The 26,796-nt window shown below is 44.3% G+C and carries 23 protein-coding genes; 10 read left to right on the top strand and 13 right to left on the bottom strand.

Annotated features, from left to right (window positions below; genetic code table 11):
* Nucleotides 1–175: 175 nt before the first annotated feature.
* The 5 genes from ACVBIU_RS04640 to tkt form a co-directional block, all read right to left on the bottom strand.
* The gene (locus ACVBIU_RS04640; RefSeq protein WP_447160199.1) at nt 176–916 is read right to left on the bottom strand and encodes a DUF481 domain-containing protein; all 741 of its coding nucleotides are present in this window, start codon (nt 914–916) and stop codon (nt 176–178) included.
* A 244-nt stretch (nt 917–1,160) separates the two neighbouring features.
* Nucleotides 1,161–2,225, bottom strand: coding sequence for a class II fructose-bisphosphate aldolase (gene fba / locus ACVBIU_RS04635; RefSeq protein WP_447160198.1), 1,065 nt, complete (start codon nt 2,223–2,225; stop codon nt 1,161–1,163).
* A 292-nt stretch (nt 2,226–2,517) separates the two neighbouring features.
* A complete protein-coding gene (locus tag ACVBIU_RS04630) occupies nt 2,518–3,693 on the bottom strand; it encodes a phosphoglycerate kinase (RefSeq protein ID WP_447163197.1) in 1,176 nt (391 codons plus the stop codon).
* A gap of 732 nt (nt 3,694–4,425) precedes the next feature.
* Nucleotides 4,426–5,442 (bottom strand): erythrose-4-phosphate dehydrogenase, encoded by a 1,017-nt coding sequence (gene epd, locus ACVBIU_RS04625; protein WP_447163196.1) that lies wholly within the window; start codon nt 5,440–5,442, stop codon nt 4,426–4,428.
* A gap of 215 nt (nt 5,443–5,657) precedes the next feature.
* The gene (gene tkt / locus ACVBIU_RS04620) at nt 5,658–7,649 is read right to left on the bottom strand and encodes a transketolase (protein ID WP_447163195.1); all 1,992 of its coding nucleotides are present in this window, start codon (nt 7,647–7,649) and stop codon (nt 5,658–5,660) included.
* Between the two features lie 495 nt (nt 7,650–8,144).
* On the opposite strand from tkt, the gene metK reads away from it, so the two are divergent.
* The 3 genes from metK (at nt 8,145) to ACVBIU_RS04605 (ending at nt 11,806) form a co-directional block, all read left to right on the top strand.
* Nucleotides 8,145–9,299 carry a methionine adenosyltransferase gene (gene metK / locus ACVBIU_RS04615; protein WP_447162158.1) on the top strand — a complete coding sequence of 385 codons (1,155 nt, stop codon included), beginning with the start codon at nt 8,145–8,147 and terminating at the stop codon, nt 9,297–9,299.
* A gap of 460 nt (nt 9,300–9,759) precedes the next feature.
* Nucleotides 9,760–10,212, top strand: a complete 453-nt coding sequence (locus tag ACVBIU_RS04610; protein ID WP_447163194.1) for a GNAT family N-acetyltransferase — start codon at nt 9,760–9,762, stop codon at nt 10,210–10,212.
* Nucleotides 10,213–10,519: 307 nt separating this feature from the next.
* On the top strand, nt 10,520–11,806 hold the full coding sequence (locus ACVBIU_RS04605) for an ImmA/IrrE family metallo-endopeptidase (protein ID WP_447163193.1): 1,287 nt from the start codon (nt 10,520–10,522) through the stop codon (nt 11,804–11,806).
* A 488-nt stretch (nt 11,807–12,294) separates the two neighbouring features.
* Here ACVBIU_RS04605 and ACVBIU_RS04600 read toward each other — a convergent pair whose 3' ends face one another.
* From ACVBIU_RS04600 to ACVBIU_RS04590, 3 genes are all read right to left on the bottom strand, one after another.
* Nucleotides 12,295–12,990, bottom strand: coding sequence for a VC0807 family protein (locus ACVBIU_RS04600; RefSeq protein WP_447162161.1), 696 nt, complete (start codon nt 12,988–12,990; stop codon nt 12,295–12,297).
* 401 nt (nt 12,991–13,391) lie between these two features.
* The gene (locus ACVBIU_RS04595) at nt 13,392–13,742 is read right to left on the bottom strand and encodes a hypothetical protein (protein WP_447163192.1); all 351 of its coding nucleotides are present in this window, start codon (nt 13,740–13,742) and stop codon (nt 13,392–13,394) included.
* 8 nt (nt 13,743–13,750) lie between these two features.
* Nucleotides 13,751–14,308, bottom strand: a complete 558-nt coding sequence (locus ACVBIU_RS04590) for an N-acetyltransferase family protein (RefSeq protein WP_447162163.1) — start codon at nt 14,306–14,308, stop codon at nt 13,751–13,753.
* Nucleotides 14,309–14,604: 296 nt separating this feature from the next.
* Between ACVBIU_RS04590 and ACVBIU_RS04585 the strand changes: the two genes are divergently transcribed.
* The gene (locus tag ACVBIU_RS04585) at nt 14,605–15,525 is read left to right on the top strand and encodes a GGDEF domain-containing protein (protein WP_447162164.1); all 921 of its coding nucleotides are present in this window, start codon (nt 14,605–14,607) and stop codon (nt 15,523–15,525) included.
* Between the two features lie 471 nt (nt 15,526–15,996).
* On the opposite strand, the gene ACVBIU_RS04580 is transcribed toward ACVBIU_RS04585, so the two are convergent.
* Nucleotides 15,997–16,212: a hypothetical protein gene (locus tag ACVBIU_RS04580; RefSeq protein ID WP_447162165.1), complete on the bottom strand. Its 216-nt coding sequence runs from the start codon at nt 16,210–16,212 to the stop codon at nt 15,997–15,999.
* A 77-nt stretch (nt 16,213–16,289) separates the two neighbouring features.
* Between ACVBIU_RS04580 and ACVBIU_RS04575 the strand changes: the two genes are divergently transcribed.
* A complete protein-coding gene (locus ACVBIU_RS04575; RefSeq protein ID WP_447162166.1) occupies nt 16,290–16,703 on the top strand; it encodes an META domain-containing protein in 414 nt (137 codons plus the stop codon).
* Between the two features lie 215 nt (nt 16,704–16,918).
* Here the strand turns inward: ACVBIU_RS04575 and ACVBIU_RS04570 are convergent, their stop codons facing one another.
* The gene (locus tag ACVBIU_RS04570; RefSeq protein ID WP_447162167.1) at nt 16,919–18,217 is read right to left on the bottom strand and encodes a dicarboxylate/amino acid:cation symporter; all 1,299 of its coding nucleotides are present in this window, start codon (nt 18,215–18,217) and stop codon (nt 16,919–16,921) included.
* A 168-nt stretch (nt 18,218–18,385) separates the two neighbouring features.
* Nucleotides 18,386–18,619, bottom strand: coding sequence for a hypothetical protein (locus ACVBIU_RS04565; RefSeq protein ID WP_447162168.1), 234 nt, complete (start codon nt 18,617–18,619; stop codon nt 18,386–18,388).
* Between the two features lie 157 nt (nt 18,620–18,776).
* On the opposite strand from ACVBIU_RS04565, the gene ACVBIU_RS04560 reads away from it, so the two are divergent.
* Nucleotides 18,777–19,220 (top strand): N-acetyltransferase family protein, encoded by a 444-nt coding sequence (locus ACVBIU_RS04560; protein ID WP_447163191.1) that lies wholly within the window; start codon nt 18,777–18,779, stop codon nt 19,218–19,220.
* Nucleotides 19,221–19,322: 102 nt separating this feature from the next.
* Here ACVBIU_RS04560 and ACVBIU_RS04555 read toward each other — a convergent pair whose 3' ends face one another.
* Together ACVBIU_RS04555 and ACVBIU_RS04550 are read right to left on the bottom strand one after the other, a co-directional pair.
* Nucleotides 19,323–20,690 (bottom strand): L-serine ammonia-lyase, encoded by a 1,368-nt coding sequence (locus tag ACVBIU_RS04555; RefSeq protein WP_447162170.1) that lies wholly within the window; start codon nt 20,688–20,690, stop codon nt 19,323–19,325.
* Between the two features lie 172 nt (nt 20,691–20,862).
* Complete coding sequence (locus ACVBIU_RS04550; RefSeq protein ID WP_447162171.1) at nt 20,863–22,149, bottom strand: aromatic amino acid transport family protein; 1,287 nt, start codon at nt 22,147–22,149, stop codon at nt 20,863–20,865.
* Between the two features lie 556 nt (nt 22,150–22,705).
* Here ACVBIU_RS04550 and yjjX point away from each other — a divergent pair.
* The 4 genes from yjjX to ACVBIU_RS04530 all read left to right on the top strand — a co-directional run bounded on the left by yjjX (nt 22,706) and on the right by ACVBIU_RS04530 (nt 26,739).
* Nucleotides 22,706–23,245, top strand: coding sequence for an inosine/xanthosine triphosphatase (yjjX, locus tag ACVBIU_RS04545; protein WP_447162172.1), 540 nt, complete (start codon nt 22,706–22,708; stop codon nt 23,243–23,245).
* Between the two features lie 93 nt (nt 23,246–23,338).
* The gene (locus tag ACVBIU_RS04540) at nt 23,339–24,310 is read left to right on the top strand and encodes a bifunctional helix-turn-helix transcriptional regulator/GNAT family N-acetyltransferase (RefSeq protein ID WP_447163190.1); all 972 of its coding nucleotides are present in this window, start codon (nt 23,339–23,341) and stop codon (nt 24,308–24,310) included.
* Between the two features lie 76 nt (nt 24,311–24,386).
* A complete protein-coding gene (locus ACVBIU_RS04535; protein WP_447162174.1) occupies nt 24,387–25,430 on the top strand; it encodes an NADP(H)-dependent aldo-keto reductase in 1,044 nt (347 codons plus the stop codon).
* 97 nt (nt 25,431–25,527) lie between these two features.
* Nucleotides 25,528–26,739: an aminotransferase class V-fold PLP-dependent enzyme gene (locus tag ACVBIU_RS04530; RefSeq protein WP_447163189.1), complete on the top strand. Its 1,212-nt coding sequence runs from the start codon at nt 25,528–25,530 to the stop codon at nt 26,737–26,739.
* The last annotated feature ends 57 nt before the right edge of the window (nt 26,740–26,796 follow it).

Here is a 26,796-nt window from a genome sequence, read left to right as displayed (position 1 = left end):
TTACGTTAGTAAGTCAAAGGTTGTAATGGCTGATGTTTTAAATAAAATGCTGCGCAAAACATCACCAACAAAAAACAAAAAAGGTACCGGATAGGTACCTTTGTTGACAAATATTTACAGTTACTAAGCAGTAGTACTCATTTCAAGCATCGAGTTCAGTTGCTTGTCAACGCCTTTAAAAGGCATATAACAGAGTCATGTTTGTCTCAGTATCTGTACTTTCTTTATCATCTAACGGCTTATCGTTATAACGTACGATAACGGCAAATTTCATTGCCAAGGCACCGATAATATTAGCTGTAATAGCAGTTTCAGAACGACCTTCTAAGCTATCGCCATAATCAGCAACAAATAACTGCGTGAACTTAGAGCTTTCGCTAATATCATAAGTGAAGTTAACCGCACCATGGGCAATAACACTGTCTTCATTATCAAAACCTAATAATGCAGACTGTTCTTCGTCGAGCTTCTTAAAAATATAACCAGGACCGATTTCGGCACTGAGGAACATGTCGCTGCTATCGATGAACTTATGACCATAACCCGCCGAAGCGACAGCTTTATAATCGTAACCCGTAAATGGGTCAACTTCGTAGTTAGCAGTGATGTACATGTAGTTCTTTTCATCGAACTTGTAGTCTCCCTGAATACCGCCATAGTAACGCTCAGCGGTAACATCACCCGTATCTTCCTTGTACAACCCTTCGAACAGATACTGGTTTTCCCAGTTACCCAGCTCTTGAAGCATGTTCAAGCGACCTTTCACTGAAGACGTTTCAGTGTTACCCGTGGTTAAAGTCGCACCCAGCTCAGCTTCACCTGCGAAAGTCTTATCGCCTTCTACAAAGTCAGCACCTGCGTGCGCAGCAAAAGGAGCAGCCATTACCACTGCCAAAGCTGTAAGCATTTTTTTCATATTATTAGTACTCCGTTTACCATATTCCCTAAAAATCGGCGCAATATTAACATTTTGTTCTAACAATTGAAAACGGGTAGTACACCATTCACCTAATAGCAAACTGAATATTTCTAACCATAGACTTAGCTGTTTAGATAGCGACTTAGATAGTGGGCTTAAATAGTTGGCTTAGTTGTACATTTCAGGCAAAAAAATACCTGCACATTGGCAGGTATTTTTAATCAAATTTATTCGTTAATGCTTACTTGATTTGTGGATCAAGTTCGCCAGACTGGTAAGCTTTATACATAGCTTGAAGTGACTTAGGCTTGATCTTAGAGGCCATTCCAGCACAACCAAAGGCTTCGTAACGTGTAGTACAGATATCAGCCATCGCTTCCATTGACGCCTTCAAGAATTTACGTGGATCAAATTCAGTAGGGTTCTCAGCAAGGAACTTACGTACTGCGCCAGTCGATGCTAAACGCAAGTCAGTATCGATGTTAACCTTACGCACACCGTGCTTAATGCCTTCGACGATCTCTTCTAGTGGTACGCCGTAAGTTTCAGGGATAGCACCACCATACTGGTTGATGATCTCTAGCCACTCTTGCGGTACTGAAGATGAACCGTGCATAACAAGGTGAGTGTTTGGAATACGTGCATGGATCTCTTTGATGCGATCGATTCGCAGCACATCACCGGTAGGCTTACGGCTAAACTTGTAAGCACCATGGCTTGTACCAATTGCAATCGCAAGTGCATCAACATGAGTGTCAGCAACAAAGCGCGCCGCTTCCTCTGGTGTTGTTAGCATCTGATCCATAGTCAGGATCCCAGCAGCGCCAATCCCATCTTCTTCGCCAGCTTCACCAGTTTCTAGGCTACCTAAACAACCGATTTCACCTTCTACTGACACACCACATGCGTGAGCAAAGGCTACTGTGCGACGAGTTACGTCAACGTTGTACTCGTATGATGCAGGTGTCTTACCATCAGCCATCAAAGAGCCGTCCATCATCACTGAAGACATACCTAACTGGATAGAACGCTGACAGATATCAGGGTCGGTACCATGGTCTTGGTGAATACATACAGGGATATCTGGATACTGCTCAAGTGCAGCAGCCATTAGGTACTTAAGGAACTGTGGACGAGCATACTTACGTGCACCAGCTGATGCCTGAACGATGACAGGGCTATCAGTTGCTTCAGCAGCTTGCATAATTGCACGCATCTGCTCAAGGTTATTCACGTTAAATGCAGGTACACCATAATCGTGTTCTGCTGCGTGATCTAACATTTGACGTAGGGAAATTAAGGCCATTTTTTACTCCAATAATAGGGTGAGTTGCCTCACCGGGGTCGCTATCGTTTGGATGGATTTTTATGCTCTAACGTTGCCAGTACCAAACCGACTAACATTAAAACGGTTACTGTTATTTATTATTTTTATATCAGTTGCTGTATCGGATTTTTAAACTGCTTGGATACACAACGTTTATCACTGTTTTATTGGCGGCTAGTGTAACTCCGACAAATGTCGATTTAAAGCCCGCCAACAAACAGTTTGGTAATTTTTTTGTTGCTTGGTCTAGATGAGTATCAAATCGTAACGATTACTCGCCTCGACTCTCAAGCATTGCCACAGCAGGAAGCTCTTTTCCTTCTAAAAATTCAAGGAATGCACCGCCACCAGTTGAAATGTAAGATACTTTATCTGCGATACCATACTTATCAACCGCCGCTAATGTGTCACCGCCACCAGCAATAGAGAAAGCATTAGATTCAGCAATCGCCTGCGCAATACGCTTAGTGCCTTCACCGAACTGATCAAACTCAAATACACCTACAGGGCCGTTCCAAACAACTGTACCGGCATTTTTGATGATTTCAGCAAGTGCTTCAGCGCTGTCTGGGCCGATATCGAAAATCATATCAGTGTCTGAAACATCGCTTACATCTTTCAGTGTTGCTGTCGCTGTAGGGCTAAACTCGCTTGCTACAACTACATCTGTAGGTACAGGAATATCGCCACCACGGCTTTGGGCATTAGCCACTAAACGCTTAGCTTCTTCAATCAAGTCTGCTTCATAAAGTGACTTACCGACTTGATGACCCGCAGCAGCAACGAAAGTGTTAGCAATACCGCCACCAACAACAAGTTGGTCAACTTTTGTCGATAGGCTTTCAAGTACAGTCAGTTTTGTTGACACTTTTGAGCCACCAACAATGGCCACCATTGGGCGTGCAGGGTTATCAAGCGCCTTGCCTAAAGCTTCTAGCTCACCGGCTAACAATGGGCCAGCACAGGCGATTGGTGCGTGTAGACCAACACCATGCGTCGATGCTTGTGCGCGGTGCGCAGTACCAAATGCATCCATCACGTACACGTCACAAAGTGCCGCCATCTTCTTAGCTAGCGCCTCATCGTTCTTCTTCTCACCGACGTTAAAACGCACGTTTTCAAATACAACCACTTCACCAACAGCAACTTCGATACCGTCTAGGTATTCGCTAGCAAGACGCACAGGGCAATCTAGCGCCTTTGTCAGGTAATCAACCACAGGTTGCATTGAGAACTCAGCGTTGAACTCGCCTTCAGTTGGACGGCCTAGGTGAGACATCACCATTACCGCGGCGCCTTTTTCAAGGGCTAGCTTAATCGTTGGCAATGATGCACGCAGACGGGCATCACTTGTCACTACGCCATTGCTTACTGGTACGTTAAGATCTTCACGAATAAGCACACGCTTACCTTGAAGGTCCAGATCTTTCATATTAAGAATCGCCATTTTCATGCTTCCTTACTATCTAAGTTAAAATTAAAGTTAAAAAATTTAAGTTGAGCAAAAATTCAATAAAACGGTATCGATAGACCGCCGGGACACAACACCAACGTTCTAGGTTCTAGGTTCTAGGTTCTAGGTTCTAGGTTCTAGGTTCTAGGTTCTAGGTTCTAGGTTCTAGGTTCTAGGTTCTGCATACCAAACAACACCAAGCTGGCTCTTTATAATCTTTCGTTTTCCGCTGCCGTTGATTCTCTGTCTATTCAGCTTTTGTTTTACCATCTTGCCTTTGCGGCCTTTGCCGTCTCAGCTTGTATCGTCTCAGCTATTCTCGACTTATCACCTGCTCTTTCGGCTTTATCTTCTTTAGAATCTAGAGCACTCGTAAACTCGCTGCGAGGACGCTTCGCGGCTAGAGCGGGCTTCGCCCTGCTATACAATCAAAAGACGGCATTGTGTTTTTTATGTAGGTTGGGCTTTAGCCCATCAAAGGTGACGGCATAAATGCCGACCTACTTTAGAACAAGGACCTAGATCCTAGGACGCTTCGCTGCGAGGACGGGCTACGCCCTACTAGGAACAGCAAAGTCCCACCTTGCGCCGTTTCTTAGCTTTTCCGTCTCTGCTCGCACCGTCTCAGCCTTTCCGGCCTTTCCCGTCTTCGCTTTTCCTAGAACCTAGAACCTTCTCAGCCTTTAACCTGCTTTTACCGTCTTTGACTTTCCTAGGACCTAGATCCTAGGACCTTCTTGCCTTAATCATCTCTAAACTGGTATCGAGCATACGGTTAGCAAAACCCCACTCGTTATCACACCAGAGTAATAGCTTCACCAAATGACCATCGCTGACTCGGGTCTGCGTGCCATCGACAATGCTTGAACGTGGGTCGTGGTTAAAGTCACACGATACTAACGGCTCATTGGTAAATCCGACCACGCCAGAATATGAACCTTCAGTTGCTTGTTTAAGCACTCGGTTCACGGTTTCGATATCGACGCGCTTATTGAGCGTAACGGAAAGGTCGATTGCGGTGACGTTAATGGTCGGCACGCGTACAGAGATAGCTTCAAACTTATCTTTCATGTGCGGCAAAATACGCTCAATACCCCGGGCAAGTTTAGTATCGACAGGGATGATTGATTGACCAGCGGCGCGGGTTCTACGTAAATCGTCATGATAGGCATCGATCACTTGCTGATCATTCATTGCCGAATGGATAGTGGTAATCGCACCACTTTTAACTTCAAAATGCTTATCGAGCACGTCGATCACCGGTACGATACAGTTAGTCGTGCATGATGCATTCGACACTATGGTATGTTCGGCTTTGAGTAAATCTTGGTTAACACCATAAACAATGGTGGCGTCGACATCGCTAGATGACGGGTTACTGATTAGAACTTGCTTAGCACCCGCTTTTATATGCGCTTCACATTGCACTCTGTCATTAAGCACGCCCGTCGCTTCATAAACAATATCAATATCCAGTTCTTTCCAGGGCAGATTTTCAGGATTAGGTTCATGCAGCAATTTAATGGCGTCGTCACCAATAATCATATGCTGATTATCAAGTGACACTTGGGTGTGGAAGCGCCCGTGGGTGGTGTCGTACTGAGTTAAATGAAGCATCGCTTCAGGTTTGGCCAACTCATTAATCGCCACTATCTGAATGCGGTCACGTTTGGCAGATTCATACACTGCACGAAGAATTGAACGACCGATACGGCCATAACCATTGATAGCGACTCTGATCATGTAAGCTTTCTATTTCCTTTAACAGCTTAATTATTGATACGACAACGGCCTACCTCAATAGGTAAGCCGTTGTATCATAAATGCTTAAAGTAAAAAATACGTAAACAATTATTCTGTATCATAGAGCAAATTATTGATGCAATACACTGATTAATCTTTCGACTCGCGCCTAGGTTAACCGCCCATTGCATCATTAGCTCTGACACGTTAGCTGATTATAGTCCGTTAACGGTTGCTACAACGTTTTCAACAGTAAAGCCAAAGTACTTCAACAAGTCGCCACCAGGAGCAGACTCACCGAAGGTGCTCATGCCCACAACTGCGCCGCCAAAGCCAACATACTTGTGCCAGAAATCAACGTGAGCCGCTTCAATCGCAACACGCTTAGTCACAGAGGCTGGTAGTACAGACTCTTTATAAGCCGCATCTTGCTTATCGAACTCGTTAGTTGACGGCATAGACACAACGCGAACCTTTTGGCCTTGCTCAGTCAGTACTTTTGCAGAATCTAGTGCTAGCTGAACTTCAGAGCCTGTAGCAATCAGGATTAGGTCTGGCGTACCAGCGCAATCACTTAGTACATAACCACCTTTAACAACGTTTGCTAACTGCTCAGCGCTACGTGCTTGAGCTGGTAGGTTTTGACGGCTGAAGATTAGCGATGTTGGCGCGTTACGGCGCTCGATTGCATTCTTCCAAGAAACCGCAGTTTCAGCCGCATCACATGGACGCCATACCGTCATGTTTGGTGTCATACGTAGGTTAGCAAGCTGTTCAACTGGCTGGTGAGTTGGACCATCTTCACCTTGACCGATAGAGTCATGGGTATAAACGAAGATGTTCTGAATGCCCATCAATGCAGACATACGTACAGCGTTACGTGCGTATTCCATAAACATCATGAACGTTGCGCCGTAGTTGATGAAACCACCGTGTAGAGAAGCACCGTTCATGATACCGCTCATGCCGAATTCACGTACACCGTAATAGATGTAGTTACCGGCTGGATCGTCTTGAATACCTTTAGAGCCAGACCAAAGCGTTAGGTTAGAACCGGCTAGATCTGCAGAGCCACCTAGCATTTCAGGTAGGATAGCACCAAATGCACCGATAGCATTTTGTGATGCTTTACGGCTAGCAATGCCTTCTGCTTTATCTTGACACTCTTGAACGAAAGCTTGTGCTTTCTCTTCAAAGTCAGCAGGTAGGTCGCCAGAAATAACACGACGCTTGTATTCAGCCGCCAATTCTGGGAATGCTGCTTCATATGCTGCGAACTTATCGTTCCAGTTAGCTTCGTTAGCTTGACCCGCTTCTTTAGCATCCCAACCCGCGTAAACGTTTTCTGGGATTTCAAATGCACCGTGGTTCCAGCCAAGGAATTCACGAGCCGCTGCGATTTCAGCATCACCTAGTGGTGCGCCGTGACAGTCGTGGCTGCCAGACTTGTTTGGTGAACCAAAACCGATTGTGGTTTTGCAGCAAATCATTGTTGGCTTGTTAGTAACTGACTTAGCTTCTTCGATAGCTGCGCGGATTGCGTCGCTGTCGTGTCCGTCTACGTTAGCAATGACGTGCCAGCCGTAAGACTCAAAACGCTTAGGCGTATCGTCAGTGAACCAGCCTTCTACGTGACCATCGATAGAAATACCGTTGTCATCCCAGAACGCGACTAGCTTGCCAAGACCTAGGGTGCCGGCTAGTGAACATGCTTCATGAGAGATACCTTCCATCAAACAGCCATCGCCTAGGAAGCAGTATGTGAAGTGATCAACGATGTCGTGACCAGGCTGGTTGAACTGTGCAGCCAGTGTCTTTTCAGCAATCGCCATACCTACAGCGTTACTGATACCAGCACCTAACGGCCCAGTGGTTGTTTCAACACCTGGAGTGTAACCGTATTCTGGGTGTCCCGGTGTTTTAGAGTGAAGCTGACGGAAGTTTTTCAACTCTTCGATAGGTAATGCGTAACCTGTAAGGTGCAGCAAAGAGTAAATAAGCATAGAGCCGTGGCCGTTAGAAAGGATAAAGCGGTCACGATCAACCCAGTCTGGGTTGTTTGGGTTGTGCTTTAGGAAATCGTTCCATAGCACTTCAGCAATATCAGCCATCCCCATTGGTGCACCTGGGTGACCAGAATTGGCTTTTTGAACAGCATCCATGGTCAATGCGCGGATTGCGTTTGCGAGTTCTTTACGAGATGACATGCTCTCTCCTGCTTCGTTTTGAGGTATTGAGGCTTAGATTGAGAAAAGGGCCACAAATTTGTATTTGCTTTTCCCTTCCCTACAGCAAATTTTGGAGCCATATTTTCGCCTACTCGCCAGTAGGACGCAAATTTAATTCACCCAGAATGAAAAATATTGGCACTTTTAAGTGAGATGAATGAAGCTTGAGCAAATTAATGCCATCAAATAATAGCTTTTTTCTATTTCAGCGGTGAATTTTTGGCAAAAATGGGCAAATTATTGATCATTCCTAAATCAGAACGCTGCGCATAAAACAGTAAAAATCACCTTTACTTACATAGATCTAATGTAAATCAAAAACCCTATTAAATATGTATCTAGCAAATAAAATGCGCGCGTGACTGCACAAAATTTAGTGAAAGGGGTGTCATCAACTCTGTTTTACACTAGAATAGCCGTCTAGATGTAGATACTTCTACACATTCAAATTGTTTAAAGACGAGATTTTCCATCATGGCAAAGCACTTGTTTACCTCTGAGTCGGTCTCAGAAGGTCATCCAGATAAAATCGCCGATCAGATTTCTGATGCGGTACTAGACGCAATTTTGGCGCAAGATCCAAAAGCTCGTGTAGCATGCGAAACTTATGTCAAAACTGGCATGGTTATGGTTGGCGGCGAAGTTACCACTTCAGCTTGGGTTGATATCGAAGAGATCACCCGTAAGACTGTACGTGACATTGGCTACACTCACTCAGATATGGGTTTTGATGCCGACTCTTGCGCTATCCTAAACGTAATTGGTAAGCAGTCTCCAGACATCAACCAAGGTGTTGACCGTGCTGACCCTAAAGAGCAAGGTGCTGGTGACCAAGGTTTAATGTTTGGCTATGCCAACAACGAAACCGACGTACTCATGCCTGCGCCTATTACTTATTCGCACAAGCTAGTTAAGCGTCAGTCTGAAGTACGTAAAGACAAGACACTTCCATGGTTACGTCCTGATGCGAAAAGTCAGGTTACTTTTGCTTATAACTCAGATGGCAGCATTGCTGGTATCGATGCAGTTGTTCTATCTACGCAGCACAGCGAAGATGTGACTCAAGCAGACCTCATTGAAGGTGTAATGGAAACCATCATCAAGCCAGTATTACCGGCTAAGTGGTTATCTAAAGACACTAAATACTTCATCAACCCAACTGGCCGTTTCGTTATCGGTGGTCCAGTAGGTGATTGTGGTCTAACGGGTCGTAAGATCATCGTTGACACATACGGCGGTATGGCTCGTCACGGTGGTGGTGCTTTCTCTGGTAAAGACCCATCAAAAGTTGACCGTAGTGCAGCATACGCAGCACGTTACGTTGCTAAGAACATCGTTGCAGCAGGTCTTGCAGACCGTTGTGAGCTTCAAGTGTCTTACGCTATTGGTGTTGCAGAGCCAACGTCAATCAGCATCGAAACATTTGGCACTGCTAAAGTTGGCGAAGAGCTATTGATTGACCTAGTACGTCGTCACTTCGACCTACGCCCATACGGTCTAACAGAGATGTTAAACCTAGCTCGCCCAATCTACCAAGCGACTGCAGCATATGGTCACTTTGGTCGTAACGAGTTCCCATGGGAAGCGACTGACAAAGTTGACGCACTACGCGCTGACGCAGGTCTTTAATCGTTACCGATTAAATCGGCGTTGCTGGTTCAACGCCTATGAAAAACCGCCACTTGGCGGTTTTTTTGTGTCTGGAACATTTATGACGATTTACCATGGATGACTTTTTCAAAACAGTAAATCGTCGTTGAGTCTGTAATTTGCTGTATTAGGTTTTGCATCAACGTGACACAATTACGCAAGACGCCATAAATAGCGTATTACAGTTAACTTCCAACTGCAGTGGTTCCAATGACCTGCGGTCGGCGTATGCGCAGATACTACTGAGACTCGCAGCAAGTACGTCCCTGTAAGCTCTGCGATGGCATCCATGCCATCAAAGGCCTCAGTCGCATCTACACTAGGTTAGAAAAGCAATATGACCTAACCTCTGGTGTTTGCTCTACAAGAGCTATCGCAAGTAGTATGAATTAGGCTTAGCATCATAATTTTCTTTTAGTCGGTAAGGATAAACAGCACAGTGCAATTAACTTGGTTAGCGCCTGATGAGCGTATCGAGGTAAAGAAGTTCTATCGCCAGCACATGCCTTATGCACGCCTGTTGCAGAAGGAGTCAGTCTGCGTGTTGACTCAAGAGGACTGCACTTCGACTAACGGCACCGACATAGCGTCATCAAAAATAGTAGCTAGTGCGCGTATTCGGCCTATTGGTCAGTTAGCCATTTTAACCGGCATGTTGGTGCATCCAGATTTTCGCGGCCAAGGTGTGGGTCATCAATTGATGGATGAACTTGCATCCGTTATCAATAACGACAAGACCTATATTTTTGCCTTAGCGCATTTGCAGGGGTTTTATTCTCAACATGGGTTTTGCGCTGTGTCATCAGCGCCGAATGATATTCAGCAGTTGTTTCTCAAATATCAGAGTTCTGATAAGGAACTTGTTTTAATGGGTATTGTTCCCACAGACTAGTGGGGATGAGGCCTTACGGCCTTTGACGCAATCAAGCTACGCTTGATAAACATCGTGGCGCTTCGCCCACACCAGATTTTTAAGGCATCAGGCTGCGCCTGACCAAAGTCGTGAGCTTCCAGCTCACACACGGCCAAGAAGGGATCTACAGCAATCCGCTCAAAAAAAATTTGTCATTATTGCCCACCACCATGTTTAACACATTGTTATTATTCGAGTTGCAATCAATAATACCGTCACCCTTTTACCTCTACCATACGTAAAAGGTACTTAGCTATATTAAACTTTAAGCTCAAATGGTACATAGATGAACACTGTTGATAAAGGCGATAAGCTAGAAAAAACTATCTTCGATATCTTCTCCGATGATATTGAAAATGATCGATTTTGGGCGCGTAAAGAGTGCTGCAAAATATTCACTAAAAAAGGTTATTACTCTAAAGATCGAGAAAAAAACATTACCTTCGACGTGTCTATTGAAATCTACCAGCCTGGGCAGAAAGAATACTCCGTATTAGTGTTGATTGAATGCAAGAATTACAATCACCGAGTGCCTGTTGATGATGTAGAAGAGTTTTATGCCAAAGCCCAACAGATTTCAGGAGCAAATATTAAAGGCATCATAGCCTCAACTAACTCATACCAAGACGGAGCTTTCAAATTTGCGAGGTCTAAAGGTATAGGCTTGTTGCGGTACTTCAATCCAGATAAACGTGAATGGATATTAAATCGTTCACCATCTCTCATAAAGGGCAGAAGCGAAAGCGTTACAGAGCGATTAACTGTATCAGAAGGCTTACTTGAACAAGAATATAAAAGCAAAGGCTTCGATTTCTACTGCTACTCGAGCGGGACTTATACAACTTCAACTCATCAATTAATATCTAACCTCATTTTGCAAAATGAACCTAAAGAGCATCAAAATATTGATACTCGCATTAAAACCATTCCCCCAAAAAAACACTCACTCGTAAAATACCTTGAAGTTGAAGTCATAGAGGATCTGTGCGCAGATGTACTAAAAGGTATTAAGTATTTTTCCGGACCAGTATCCGTAGAAGATCTACAACGATATGCTTTCGAACAGCATACTGTGAAAGTTAAGTTGGGTGTAAGCTTAGAGCTTGGTGTCCTAGGATGTGTAAACTTTGAAGATGGTGTTATAAATATTGACAACAAGCAATGTGAAACTGAATCAAGGACTAGATTTACAGTCGCCCATGAACTAGGGCACCTATTCCTCAAACACTCTGAGTTTATGGTTGGTGAAAACTGCTTAGACTCCCACCTTGTCAGTGTGGATCGTACCGATATTATATTAAAGGATGTCATGCGGATGGAGTGGCAAGCTAACCAATTTGCAGCATGTCTTCTATTGCCAAGGCGAGCATTTATTAAAGCTTTTCTAGCAGAAACTGAAAAGCGAGGAATTGTAGATCGTGGGTTTGGTTTACTATTTGTTGACGGACAAAGTTGCAATGTATCTGCTATGAACTCTATTTCAGTGTCATTAATGAAACGATTTAACGTATCAAAAACTGTTGTCATTATTCGCATGAAGCAATTACGTATTTTGCGTGAATCTGCAGCATGATTTTCAAATAAAAGAAATATGAGTATTCTCTACTAGCTTCTACGCTGAATAGCCATTTCTTGAAGAAACCAAATGAATCTTCAAGCTCACAGAAAACGCCAATTCCCCATCGGAGTTGCCGAAGTGCGTTGGAATAAATCGCGTGATGCCGACATGGATGTCGGCGTAGCTTTCGCGGGGCAGGATGCCCCATCGGAAGCGTTAGCGATTTATCCATAAGCATGAGGATCAACAACTTCGTAGGGGCGGCTCGGGTGATGCAAGAGGGGGAAGCTGTTGTCCCCCTTTTGCCCGAGTGTGAGCTGGAAGCTCACGACCTTTATCAAGCGAAGCTTGATTGCTCTACTCTGCTGCGGTCGAAGCGCCGCGACGTTAATTGTTAGATGAAGTCTAACTTAGAAGTCAGGCGCAGCCTGATAGATTTATCAAACTAAGTTTGATTGCTTCAAGCTATAAAGCGTAAAGTCAGCCGCAACCTGACACAACCATTATTGGTTTGCCAAAACCTCTTCCAGCTTAAGCCCTGTTAAATCTCGAATCGTGCGCCATAAATAATAAAAGGTGCCCATCATCATCAACATCGATGGCACGGCAATCATTGGGTAACTGTATAAGCTCAATTGCCCCAGCTGTTCATTGAACTCAGGGGTCCCAGTAGGGCTGGTGACTATCCATTTGGCCAATATGTAATTCATGGTGGCCGAGAACGCAAACGAGCCGGCAACAAAATAGGTGGCTGTCATGAGTCGCTTTTCAAACGCCGCCATACAATTGTTCTGTTGTAAGCGCTTCATGATCTTATCTACGTCCATCACCGCTGGATTAAAGACCAGGACTTTAATTAGTGGCTTAGAAGTAAAAGTCGAAATAAGCACTGCAATGCCGATAGCGGCTGGAATCGCGGCTTCTTTAATTGCCAACCATTTAAGGTCAAGCTCCAGTAAACCAATGCCGCCGGTTAACATCACATTGGCTAAGCCAAGCAGAGCAATAAAATTAAATTTTTTATACTTTATTCGCTCAAATATGCCCCACCCTAGCGGAAAGCTTAACGCCAACATTAATCCACCACTCGCCCCGAGCTGATCATCACCACTTAGCTTCATTAGAATAAAAGCGGGGATGACGATACTCACTAACAGGTCAACCATAGGCCGAGGTTTATGTGTCGATGTACTACTCATATGTTGTTTTCCAGCCGAAGCATGAAGCTTCGAAAAAATTTAAAGATAAACCAGCGCTGCTTCTATGATCTTAGACTAGCCACTCTATGATGCCAGCATTGATACTAAACCGCGTACAGGGGCGTAAAAATACCTTTTTCTACCTCAGGTGTCACTCTTGTTCAAACATAACTGAGACTCAGCATGTTAGCCGCTACAATGTCTGAAACTGTACAAAAGAAAGTTGGCGACTCTTCTATGCCGAATAACCATTCCGTTGAGCAAACTCCAATCGCCATAAAAAACAGCTGTTATCTATGGCGATTATCGAAATGGATTGGAAACTATTTATAAAAAGAGCGTAAACAGAGGAAGCCGTTGCCCCGCTTTATAGAGTGTGAACAAGAGGCTGACACTCTCTATCAACAATGATCAAAATGTGCGTTTTCCATGCACATAAACTCAACTTGTTGCATCGACAAGACTGGCGGTTGTAGAACCTGTATCGACTCTGGATTAATGTCATCTAAACTCGCGACTTCATCAATCACATTGCCGTAAGAGTTAGTCCGACCACAATAGATAAAATGCTTGTGCCAACGCACTAAGTACGCAGTTTGTGTTTTACCTTCAAAGGTTAATTCTGCTTCTAGCGCATGACACTCTTGGCCTTGGGCCGTTAATACCGCAACCACCAACTTAAGGTTATCAAACCCAGATAAGTTTAATGTTAGATACGGAGAGAAAATGGCTGCTACTGATTCAGATAACATAAAAATCCTTAAAAAAAGCTTTCGCTGGTTGGCAATACAAGCAAGTAATAATCACGGCCATCATAACTAATATAATCGACAACTTGCATACCGCCTTTACGAGTATGTGCGGCAAACGAGCCTGCGTTGTCTTCTGCGATAAAGGTCAACATATAAGGCAGTTCATTAGCGACCAGTTTTTTAATATAGCTCACAAGTGCTTCAAATATGCCCTGGCCGCGATGACGACTATCAATCCATATTGGCCCATATTGACAGCAGTTCTTCTCGGTGAGTTTTGCGCGCTCATAATCAAGACGAGGTAAACGATTTAGCAAGTTACGATAGATAGGCCATTGCTTGAAGAAAGACCATCGCCCCGCAATAACATAACCGACTATAGCACCTTCAACTTCAGCCACAACCACCCAATGCTGATCCACCAATGTCGTTAAATCGGCCTGCGTGAACGATTGCCCCTCAAGTGAATTGTCGCGCTTATCGGCAACAAGCTCATCTTGTAAGTGTTCTTGCTCCAGTGCAACTAAGGTTGCGATATCGGCGGTTTTTGCACGTCTTATATTCATCTCTGTCTTCTACACTCAATCTTGGTTCTGTTGGAGTAAAAACACTAATTAACTAGCAATTATAACTGAATAATCGTGAGGGTCGTTAGGCTTCAAACTATCGTTATTTTTTAAGGAAGTGCATAAAACTGTAAATCCTTAACCAAAGTGACCAGGTGAGCGTTACTTAGCCAGATACAGATCAGGTTTTTACATATTTAACATTCAAATAACCCAGCAAAGCCCGTATAGTTATTTGGCGATATAAGCTTGATAAAAGCCTGTCTAGGCCTCCATAACAATAAGCGAGCTCACTCATGTTAGCGCAAAAAATCAATCATAACATTTGGATTAGGGAACAGGATCATCCTGCTATTAGCTTGCCGAGATGGCAACAACAAGTAGACTTAATTAACGACCTTTATCAATCTGAAGCCACTGTTATTCTTCAGTCTAATGGTGATAGAGGCCAAATAACATGTAGCAGTCCCCAGCAGACAGGTAACGCCTTTGCCGCTGGCGATATGCTCCAAAGAGAAGGGCTTATTGATGCCATTTGCGAAACAGTCAGCTACGGGTTAGTGCCATTTGAACCCGCTAAGCTCGGTGGCAGCTTTGCTGTTTTTAACACATTACTCGCTATCAAGCTCACTTGGCCTGATGGCAGACTATTTGGTTGCCTTGTGATCTGTAACCCCGCCAGTGATAAAATCAGTGCGACCTCTGCAGCGGTCTGCGAAACGGTAAAAGCACTTATTCAAGGTGAATTGAAGCAGATGTATATGATGGAGCAGCTGCAGAGAATGTCGGTTCAGGACGAATTTACCTGTATGCTTAATCCTTACGGCTTCAATTTAATGGCTCCTAGGCAGTTAAGCTTGAGTCGCCGCTTTGGCTCTCATGCCGGGATTATTATTCTAGAAGATGTCCCCTCTTCCCAACATCAGAAATACACCGAGACACAACGTATTCGAATTATGGCTAGGGTTATTTCAGAAAGCATGCGTGAAGCTGATATATCGGCGCGAATTCAAAACCAGCAATTTATTATTCTCGCCTTTGTTGATAACGAGTCTAACTTAGACAGTTTAATCGCCCGTTTGCGCAAACGACTCAGCAAGGAAGCACCAGAAATTAATCTTGTCACAGGCAAATGCTTTTTTACCCCAGACACTCAATTAACGTTAATTCCGATGCAGGAGCAAGCGACTGCAGATCTTGAAAGAAATCGGGGTTAATAGAAGGCCCTGGATGCAAGGAGAAGCAGGGTTAATAGAAGATCCTAGGTTCTAGGTTCTAGGTCCTAGAAAATGCTAAGACGGTAAAAGCTGAAAGGCAAAGACAAAAAAGAGCCGGAAAGACCACATAGACGCTTGTGTAGGTCGGCATTTATGCCGTCATCAGTGATGGGCTAAAACCCAACCTACATTAACAAACACAATGCCGTCTGTTGAGGATATAGCAGAACAAAGTCCGCTCTAGCCGCGACTTTACGAGTGTTCTTGGCTCCTGGCTCTTTAAAGCATTTTTGTAGGTCGGCATTTATGCCGTCATCTGTGATGGGCTAAAGCCCAACCTACATAAAAAACACAATGCCCTCTTTTGATTGTATAGCAGGACGAAGTCCGCTCTAGCCGCGAAGCGTCCTCGCAGCGAGTTTCGAGCGCTCTAGGTTCTAGGTTCTAGGTTCTAGGTTCAAAGTTAAACCGCTATTGTTGATTTTGCTTTTGTGCCCACTCTAAAAATAGTGCGATAGGAAACGGCGACATCATCACCATTCCTAACCCTGACAAACTCGCAATAATAACCATGCCTTCAACTTGTTGTGACATATTGGACATAAAATAGATACCAAGTGCACACAACAGCATGCTTAACCCTATCCAATGGAATATTTTTAGGGTTTTAATTACACTTTTTTGCACTGCCAACCGCCTTTTATTATCGATTTTAGACTAATATATTCACAAGATATTGATATTAACCACTTTGGATCAAGAACATGATAAAACAATCCTTAATCGTAGCAAGTTTGCTATTGGGTTTAGCAGCTTGTCAATCAACGCCTCAAACTCAAGTAGAGGATTTAGCCATTGAAGGTACATGGCACATTGAGTCAGCACAAGGTCAGCCTGTCATCGATTATAGCCCTGCAGAACTGATTTTTGATGCCGAAGGTAATCTAACCGGTAACAACAGTTGTAATAACTTTTTCGGTGGTTATGTACTATCTGGTCAATCACTGCAATTACAACCCGCTGGTAGCACAATGAAAGCCTGTGTCGATGCTTTGATGGCGCAAGAGCAACGTGTAATGCAAGCGATGCCTAAAGTCACTCAAGCTGAAATGGCAAAAGGTAAGTTAGTGTTAAAAGATGCTGATGACAATACAGTTATGGTACTCAGTAAAAAGTAAGACTCATTTTAAATCATTGCTGGGCGAGCTTTTGTTCGCAAGACGTTTCATGGCATGTTTCATGGGAGCCAGTTTGTTAGCAGTGAGATAAGACATTTATGACATAAAGACGATTTTTTACCGTCCTTGGTAAATCGTCATAAGTGTTCCAGACACAAAAAAACCGCCTGTTGGCGGTTTTTTTATACGTTAAAACTCATCTTGGCAAAGGCTACTTAAGACTTTAGCTTTTCTGCCATTTCAGCGCTGTCTTCAGCATTGGCGTTGTAATGTTCAACATCAATTTCACCTTCTGATTTTGCAATCACGGTCGTTGCCACTAGATCGCCAGACACGTTCACTACGGTACGTGCCATATCCAAGATACGGTCGATACCGGCAATTAGGGCGACACCTTCAAGTGGTAAACCAACGGTGGTCAATACTAACGTTAGCATTACAAGGCCCGCACCTGGCACACCTGCGGTGCCGATTGAGGCTAACGTTGCCGTTAAAATAATAGTGAGATAATCAACCCAGGTTAAATCGATACCAAAAGCTTGTGCAACAAACAGTGCCGTTACGCCTTGATAAAGCGCTGTGCCGTCCATGTTAATCGTGGTGCCAAGTGGCAATACAAAGCTTGAGATTTTCTTGTTAACACCTAGGTATTCGCTAGCACACTTCATACTCGCAGGTAAGGTGCCCGCAGAGCTTGATGTTGTGAATGCCACCGCAAGTGCATTGCTAATACCTTTAAAAAATTGAATAGGATTGAGCTTAGCAAACACCACTAAAACAAAACTGTAGAAGCCCACAACATGCAAGAAGCAGCCAATGTAAACGGCAATAATCACCTTGATTAACGGCATCAACATATCAACGCCATATTCACCAGCTACCCAAGCCATCAAACCAAATACACCGTATGGTGCTAACTTCATCACCATATCAGTCAGCTTATACATAGCCTCGGCTAGGCTCTCAAACACCTTGATGGCAGGTTTGCCATGCTCACCAATCAACACCAAAGCAACGCCTAGCGCGACGGCAAACACAATCACTTGTAGAATTTGCCCATTTGCTAGCGCTGCAATCGGGTTAGTCGGTACGATATCAATCAAGGTTTGCATGATTGATGGCGCTTGCTTAACCACTTCCGTTGTTTCGTGAGCCACCATATCTAAGCCAACACCGGGCTGCATAAAGTGACCAACGGCTAAGCCTACTGTGATTGCAATAGAGGTTGTGCCTAAGTAGAAAGCGAACGACTTGAAACCAATGCGGCCCATCTTTGCAGTATCTTGCATTGAGGTCACGCCGACAATTAAAGAACAGAACACTAATGGCACAATCAACATCTTGATTGTATTTACAAATAGCGTTCCAATTGGTTTCAAGTAGGTCGCCTGCTCACCTAAGCCGATACCCGTTAAAATACCTAACAGCATACCTATCATTATCTGTAACCATAGCGGCACAGACATCCAGCTCGACCACACTTTTTTCACCAGTGAAGGTTGTTGACTTGACATATTTAAACCTTGAAACATTTAAAGGGAGGACTACCAGCACATGACTAGTTCAAAATAACGCGGCAGTTTAGCATAAGCTTTAGAAGTGAGAGATGATCTGTATCACGCCGATAAATTCCATGGATTAGCTACAACAATAACCGCTAACGCACTGAGGAATTCATAATTTTATGCATCAAATTTTGAGGTTTTCACATTTTTAGAGAAATGCATTTGATGAAGTGCTGCGGGAGGCTGATCTCGCTCAATAAGATAGCTCCAATAAGCATCATCGAAACCTGAAAATATCGCTTTACCTTCGGCACGTAAAATCAGCCACCACCAAACGATACCCCAAAGCCCTAGAGTGAGTAACGTCAGTACAAAATGCCACACATGTTTAATCTCTTGTTCCTTTTTCATCGCGACTCCACTTAGATGAGGGCCATAGAAAAAGTCTAGCAGAGTTCGACTTTAGTCGAATAACCATGGTTAGACTTTAGTCGAATAAGAATAGTTAAAAAAATATCTGAGAGGCTTAAACTTCATGTTAAAGTGAGCGAAAAAAGGAACCCGATAGATGATAATTCGTAAAGGTCAGATGGCAGATCTGCAAGCACTGGTTAACTTTAATCAAGCAATGGCAGAGGAAACAGAAAACTTAGTCTTAGATGCAACAACCCTGACAAAAGGAGTCAATACCCTGCTGACATCAACCGAAAAAGGTTTCTACCTTGTTGCTGAAGTTGACGGTGAAATTGCAGGCTCACTCATGGTGACATTTGAATGGAGTGATTGGCGCGCTAAAGACTATTACTGGATCCAGAGTGTGTATATTCGCCCTGAAAATCGCCGCCAGGGGATCTATGGCAAACTCTATCAAGCCGTTAAAGATATCGCTGCAGAAAACGATGGCGCGGCCAGTTTTAGACTCTATGTTGAAAAAGAAAATACCAATGCTCAGCGCACCTATAGCGCCTTAGGTATGGAGCAAAGCTACTACTTGATGTACGAAGAGAAGTAAGCTTTTATCTAGAAAAATACATATGAAAAAGGCCATCATTTGATGGCCTTTTTGCTTTTTTGACAGCGATACTACATGTAAACGCCTAGCTCACTTCAAAAATTAACCGCAGATGCTGGTTACTTTGATTGCTAAACCGCCCTGGCTCGTTTCACGGTACTTAACGTGCATATCTTTGCCCGTCTCATACATAGTCGCGATAACTTTATCCAAGCTCACCTTTGGTGCGCAGTTACGGCGCATTGCCATACGTGATGAGTTAATGGCTTTAACAGCAGCAATCGCATTACGCTCAATACATGGTACTTGAACTTGGCCAGCAACTGGGTCACAAGTTAGACCTAAGTTATGCTCCATGCCAATTTCAGCAGCCATACAGACTTGCTCAGGGTTAGCCCCCATTATTTCAGCAAGACCCGCTGCAGCCATAGAACATGCCACGCCAACTTCACCCTGACAGCCAACTTCAGCGCCAGAGATTGAAGCGTTACGCTTATATAGCGAACCTACTGCAGCCGCAGCTAGGAAGAAGCGAGTGTACTCTTGCTTGCCAACAGGCTTAATGAACTTGTCATAGTAAGCAAGAACAGCTGGGATAATACCCGCTGCGCCGTTAGTTGGTGAAGTCACTACGCGGCCACCGGCAGCGTTTTCTTCACTCACTGCCATTGCAAATACGTTGATCCAATCAACGATTTCCATTGGGTCGCTAGATAGACGTTCACCCGTTTGTAACTGGCGGTAAAGTGCTGGAGCGCGACGAGCCACTCGTAGCGGACCGGCTAGTACGCCTTCAGTTTGACAGCCTTTTTCAATTGCTTGATGCATGGTTGCCCATACTGCACCAAAGCCATCGTAAATCGCTTCTTCACTGTTGAAACACAATTCATTCTTGAACATGATAGTGCTGATGCTTAGGCCAGTCTCTTTACAGGTCGCTAGTAGCTCATCGGCAAAGTTAAACGGGTATGGCACTTCAACTGGGTTTTCAACTTCTTTGCCAAATTGTGATTCTTCAACAATAAAGCCACCACCAACTGAATAGTATGTCTTGCTTAATACTACGTCGTCGCCACTGTATGCGTGCAACATCATGCCGTTTTCATGCAATGGTAATGCGTGGCTATGGAAGATAACCGCATCGTGACCAAAGTCGACTAACTGCTTTTCGATGCCCATTGGCAGTTTGTGCGTTTTTTCGACGTCAGCAATAAAGCTTGGGATCCCGTCAATATCTACATCGTGCGGTGAGTTACCACCTAGACCCACAATAATTGCGATATCGGTATGGTGCCCTTTACCGGTTAACGACAAAGAACCAAAAATCTCTACGCTCAAACGTGTCACTTGTTCAAACTGACCCGTTTGACGAACATCATCGATAAACTCTTTGGCGGCCTTCATCGGCCCGACAGTATGAGAGCTCGATGGACCCACACCTATCTTAAAAATATCAAATGCGCTAAACATAAAAACACCTCGGGAAAAAGAGGAAAAACCGGGAGAACTCCTGGCTTAGTCAAACAAATGGAATCATAAAACTTAATGGATAACGCCTAAGCAAGTGCTTAAACATTAAAAAGCCAGGCTATCTCAAAATGCTATCGCATAAAGAAACAACCCAGCTTTTAGCGTTATCTTTTTACATCATACCAAACAGAATCGCAGTCATAGCAAGTAGACCTGCAACCACAACAAAGATGTTGCTGAAACGACCACGGTATGCAGCTAGAGCTGGCACTTTGTGAATCGCATACATTGGCATTAGGTAAAGAATCGCAGCGATGATTGGACCACCTAGCGCTTCAATCATACCCAAAATGCTTGGGTTGATAATGGCCACGCCCCAGATAGTGAAGAACATGAAACCTAAAATAAACTTGTTCAGTTTAGAATCAGAAACTTCTTTTCCACTCGAACGTAGTTGCTTAGTGATTAACCCTTTCATGCCTTCAGTCGCACCCATGTAGTGACCGAAGAATGAAGAGATAATCGCAACGAAAGCAATGAATGGACCGAAGTAGCTTACAAAGCCACTTTCATGCACGTTTGCCAAGTAAGAAAGAATTGGCAAGTTCATCGATTTCGCTTCAGCAAGTTGCGCTGGCGATAGTGCTAATACGCATGAAATTACAAACATCATCACGAAACCAACCAACATAAATGTAGTGTTACGTAAGATCACGTCTGCTTTGCGTGCTGCATTTTTACCATGTTCACGCTTCAATGACACAGAGAACTGTGAGATCGCTGGCGAATGGTTAAAGGCAAAAATTAGTACTGGGATAGTCAACCAAACCGTACCTAAGAAGTCTACAGTGTCTGGCACAACTTGTAGCGCATCTGTTTTCCAATCAGGGATCAGATATACAGACATGAATGCTAAAATCGCAACTAATGGGTATACCAATAGCTGAGTCACTTTAAGCATCATTTTTTCACCCGCTACCATCACTGACATCATGCCAAGAATTAATACTCCTGATAAAATGAAGCGTGGTGGCGATGCCATGCCTAGCTGGTTTACAATAAAGCTATCAACAGTGTTGGTAATACCCACACCGTAGATTAAAACGATTGGGTAGATAGCAAAGAAATAAAGCAAAGTAATTGCCTTGCCCGCACCCACACCAAAGTGCTCTTCCACTACGTGGGTGATGTCACTGCCTGGCTTGCTTGATGAGCAAACAAAACGCGACAAACCACGGTGAGCGAGGTAAGTCATTGGACCGATGATAGCAACCATCATCATTAGTGGCCAAAAACCGCCCATACCTGCGTTAATTGGTAGGAATAAAATTCCGGCACCGACAGCAGTACCGAACAAACTCAACATCCAAGTCGTATCTTGACGTGTCCAAGGCATTGACTTAGTCGTTGCCGTATCATTTTGTACCACTTCTTGTGTACAGATCGCGTCTTTTTGCATTCTTGTTACCTTAAAGGTGCTGACAGGCACCGTTTAATTTTGATCTCAGGAGTAATTTCGCGGTTAAGAGTATCCTAATGCATCCGCTAAATATTGATCTGGGTTCACATTCTGTAATTGATTTTCAAATCGTAATCAAATTGAGAGCTAGATCGCTTATTTGATGTAATAAGTTTTCATTTGTTCATCACAAACGCAACCGAATCGAACCTTAAACTAACATTAAGTTTACGTAAATCATGAAATACTCATGTACAGCCTCTAATCTTGAAAACTTCTGAACGGACATAGATCGCAAAAATACCAATTTACCGACACTGACCATCAACTCAATGTCGGTTTTTGAAGCGTGTCACAGCTTTAAAAGGCAAAATTCACCCTCTTATTAGGTAATCTAATGATAAATTTTGTTAATTTATATTGAACATTAGTTAACCAGCGTTAAATCCATACAATTAATCCTTTTTCAGGCCAATTATTTAATGGTGAAGATAAAGATAAATTACAATAAACTGGTGGGACAAAAGAGTTCCCTACTCGAGAAAAGATAACCAAAATGAAAGACACAATAACCATCATCGTGGGCTCAAAGAATCCCGTTAAAGTGGGTGCGGCTCAAAGCGCCTTAACCCGCCTTTTTCCCGATTGCCATATCGAGTGTCAAGGAGTGCATGCGCCGTCATTAGTGGCTGACCAACCGATGAGTGAAGCAGAAACAAAACTAGGCGCAATCAATCGAGCCAAATATTGCCAGGACAATTATCAAGCCGATTACTATATTGCGATGGAAGGCGGCGTTGACTTGTTTGATCATGGTCCTGCGACATTTGCCTATATCGCAATTGCACATAAAGCACAGGTGAGCGTGGGGCGCGGCGCACAACTGCCCTTACCCATGCAGGTTTATCAAGCGTTAACCCAAGGCCAAGAGCTAGGCCATGTGATGGATGACATGTTCAATACGGTCAATATTAAACAGAAAGGTGGCGCGATAGCCTTGCTCACTGAAGGTCATGCAACGCGTCAGGGGAACTATACCCAGGCGATCATTCTTGCCATGGCACCTATGCTACACCCGCATCTGTACATTAATTAGTCATCGCTTTATTATTTTTATCTTAAGACACTTGATTTTGAAAAGTAGTCCTCGTAAGTTAGGTGTTAATCGCAACTAAACAAGAACTGTTCGATGAATCAAGCTCAAGATAATAGCCCTTGTGTCGCTTCTCAATTACGCCGTCTCTCTAGGCAGCTTATCCGTCAACTAGGCATGTTAAATGCTGCCTGCGGTAATCAGCCTCTCTCCCCAGTTCAAGCTCATACGCTAATTGAGTTAGGCGAGAACACCTACTCTATTAAGCAATTGGCCGATATTCTCAATATCGACAAATCCAACGCGAGTCGAGCCGTCAGCCATCTGGTCGATAAAGGCTTTGCCAAGTCACAATCTAACCCAAGAGACAACCGCAGTTTAGTGGTGCAAATTAGCCCCAAAGGCAAAAAGCAGCTGGCCCTGTTAAATGAGCAGCAAAACCTACAGTTTAGTGAAATTATGGCCCAGCTCCCCGCTGAACATATTGCCGAGCTAGAGCTATCACTTAGACGTTATAACAAAGCTGTGATGCAATCTAAGTCGCAGCAAGGCTATTGCATTAGAAGCATTACAGCCCAGGACAATGAGCAGATCGCCCAGGTGATCCGCCAAGTCTCCGCCGAATATGGCCTAACAGCAGATAAAGGCTATGGCGTAGCCGATAAGACCCTAGATAGCTTGAGTGAGGTTTATCAGGCTCAAAACGCCCATTACTGGGTCATAGAGTTAGAGGGCAAGATCCTAGGCGGTGCAGGCATCGCCCCATTGGCAGGACACGCTGACACCTGTGAACTACAGAAGATGTATTTCTCCACCGAGCTGCGCGGCAAAGGGTTTGCTAAGCGCCTAGCCTTGCAGGCCATCCGTTTTGCTAGTGAGCAAGGTTATACCTCCTGTTATCTAGAAACCACTGCTAATCTTATTGAAGCGATTAAGCTCTATGAGTCGCTAGGCTTTAAGCATCTCGATAGGCCAATGGGTAATACTGGCCATGACGCCTGTGAGATAGCCATGCTGCGTTCGCTGTCAGTAGACGAATCGTTTTATATAAAAGAAACATTAAACTGACGATAAGCTCATGGTTTTTATCGCTAAAGCTTGCTAGCCTCAAGTTAAAGTAGCCTTCGGGTATAAGAGAGTTTTTATGGAATATAGACGTCTTTCGCATTCAAGTTTACATGTTAGTCAAATCTGTTTAGGTACCATGACTTGGGGTGCACAAAACACCCAGGCACAAGCATTCGAACAACTCGATTATGCTATTGGTAAAGGCATTAACTTTATCGACACCGCTGAAATGTACCCAGTACCGCCCGAGGCTGAAACTCAAGGTGAAACTGAACGCATTTTAGGTCAATACCTTAAACAAAGAGGTAATCGAGAGAACTTAGTGATTGCGACTAAGGTGGCCGCACCGGGTGGTAAGAGTGATTATATTCGCCCAGATATGGCGCTCGATTGGCGTAATATTCATGCCGCCGTTGACGCCTCTCTAGAGCGTCTGCAAATCGATACCATTGATTTATACCAAATCCACTGGCCAGACAGAAACACGAACTTTTTCGGTGAGCTGAGCTATAACCAGCAAGATGAGCACGAGCAACTTACACCGATTATCGATACCTTAGAGGCACTATCGGATCTCATCAATGCAGGCAAAATTCGCTACATAGGGATCTCTAATGAAACGCCTTGGGGCTTTATGGAGTATCTGCGCTTAGCCGAGAAGCATGACTTACCTAAAATAGTCTCGGTGCAAAACCCCTATAATCTGCTCAATCGCAGCTATGAAGTGGGGATGGCTGAAATTAGCCACCGCGAAGAAGTACCGCTACTGGCTTATTCACCGCTGGCTTTTGGCGCACTATCGGGCAAGTACCTTGATAACCAATGGCCAGAGGGTGCGAGAATGACGCTATTTAAGCGTTTTGCACGTTACAACGGTACAGAGCTAGCACTTGAGGCCACTAAAGCCTATGTTGAACTGGCGCGTGAATTTAATATGAACCCAGCACAAATGGCGCTAGCCTTTGTTAATTCAAGAAAATTTGTTGCTTCAAATATTATTGGTGCTACCAATCTTGAGCAGTTAAAACAGAATATCGACAGTATAAACTGCACTATTTCACCAGAGTTGATGCAACGCTTAGATGAGCTGGCGTTGATTTATCGCCTACCTTGCCCATAAAAACAGGCTCTTTTAGCAGTCTAACCTTGCTTTAGGCGCTTAGATCTTACAAGATCTGAGCGCCTTTTTATTTTATCGATAACCTCGGATCGGATTAATGGATCTCTCAACGCTGCGGTCACAATTCCCAACTCTTGCTCAGTCTAATGATGGCTACCCACTGTGTTATTTAGACACGGCCGCCACCAGCCAGAAACCGCAGCAAGTGATTGATGCTATGAACCACTATTATCAGCATGATAATGCCAACGTGCACCGCGCAGCCCACCAACTGTCGGCCCGAGCCACCAGCCAATATGAAGCGGTGCGCGATAAGCTAAAGCAGTTTATTCATGCCAAGCAACGTGAAGAGATTATCTTTACTCACGGTGCCACTGAATCGATCAATATCGTCGCTAATGGCTTAACCAGCCAAATCAAAGCTGGCAGCGTGATTCTAATTGATAGCGCCGCCCATCACGCCAACATCGTGCCCTGGCAAGAGCTCGCCAAGCGCACAGGCGCGATTATCAAGCCGATTCCACTGACGGCAGATTGCCGGCTAGACATTGATGCTTTCGAGGCTTTGTTGAAAGAAAAGCCCGCCATCGTGGCGCTGAGCCATGTATCTAATGCCTTAGGTACACGCAATCCGGTTAACGAGTTAGTAGCCAAAGCCAAACACGCGGGCGCCCTCACCCTGGTCGATGGCGCGCAGGCTATCGCCCATCTTCGGGTCGATGTACAAAGTATCGGTTGTGATTTTTATGTATTTTCGGGTCACAAGATGTATGGCCCTACCGGCATAGGTGTCTTATATGGTCGCTTTGATGCTTTAGATAGCTTAAGCCCATTAATGACAGGTGGTGAGATGATAAAAACCGTCAGCTTTGAGCTGACCGAGTTTAGTCAGTTACCTAATCGATTAGAGGCCGGCACGCCACCAATCGCTGAAGTGATAGGTTTAGGCGCCGCCATCGACTTTATTCAAGCACTACCAAAAGAGCAAGTACACGCCGCCGAGCAAGCACTGTTAAACTACCTGCAAGATGAGTTAACCGCGCTTGGTGATGTGGTACTTTATGGCGCTCACAGCGATAATATCGGCGCGGTAGCATTTAATCTTAGCGACGAGCACCATCAGGATGTGGGCATTTTACTCGACCAACAAGGCATCGCGGTGCGCTGCGGCCACCACTGCGCGATGCCCTTGATGCAAAGTTTAGGCTTAAAAGGCTGCTGCCGTGCCTCCATTGGCGTTTATACTAATAAGGCTGATATCGACAGTTTTATCAACGCCATGAAATCGGTAAAAGAGTTGTTGATTTAAAAAAAGGTTCTAGATCCTAGGAAAAGCAGGTTCTAGGAAAGGCCAAGACGGTAAAGA

It is taken from the genome of Shewanella sp. 30m-14, from assembly GCF_052977125.1.
The sequence above is the reverse complement of the archived record's forward strand: the minus strand, read 5'-3'. Positions and strand labels throughout refer to the sequence as shown.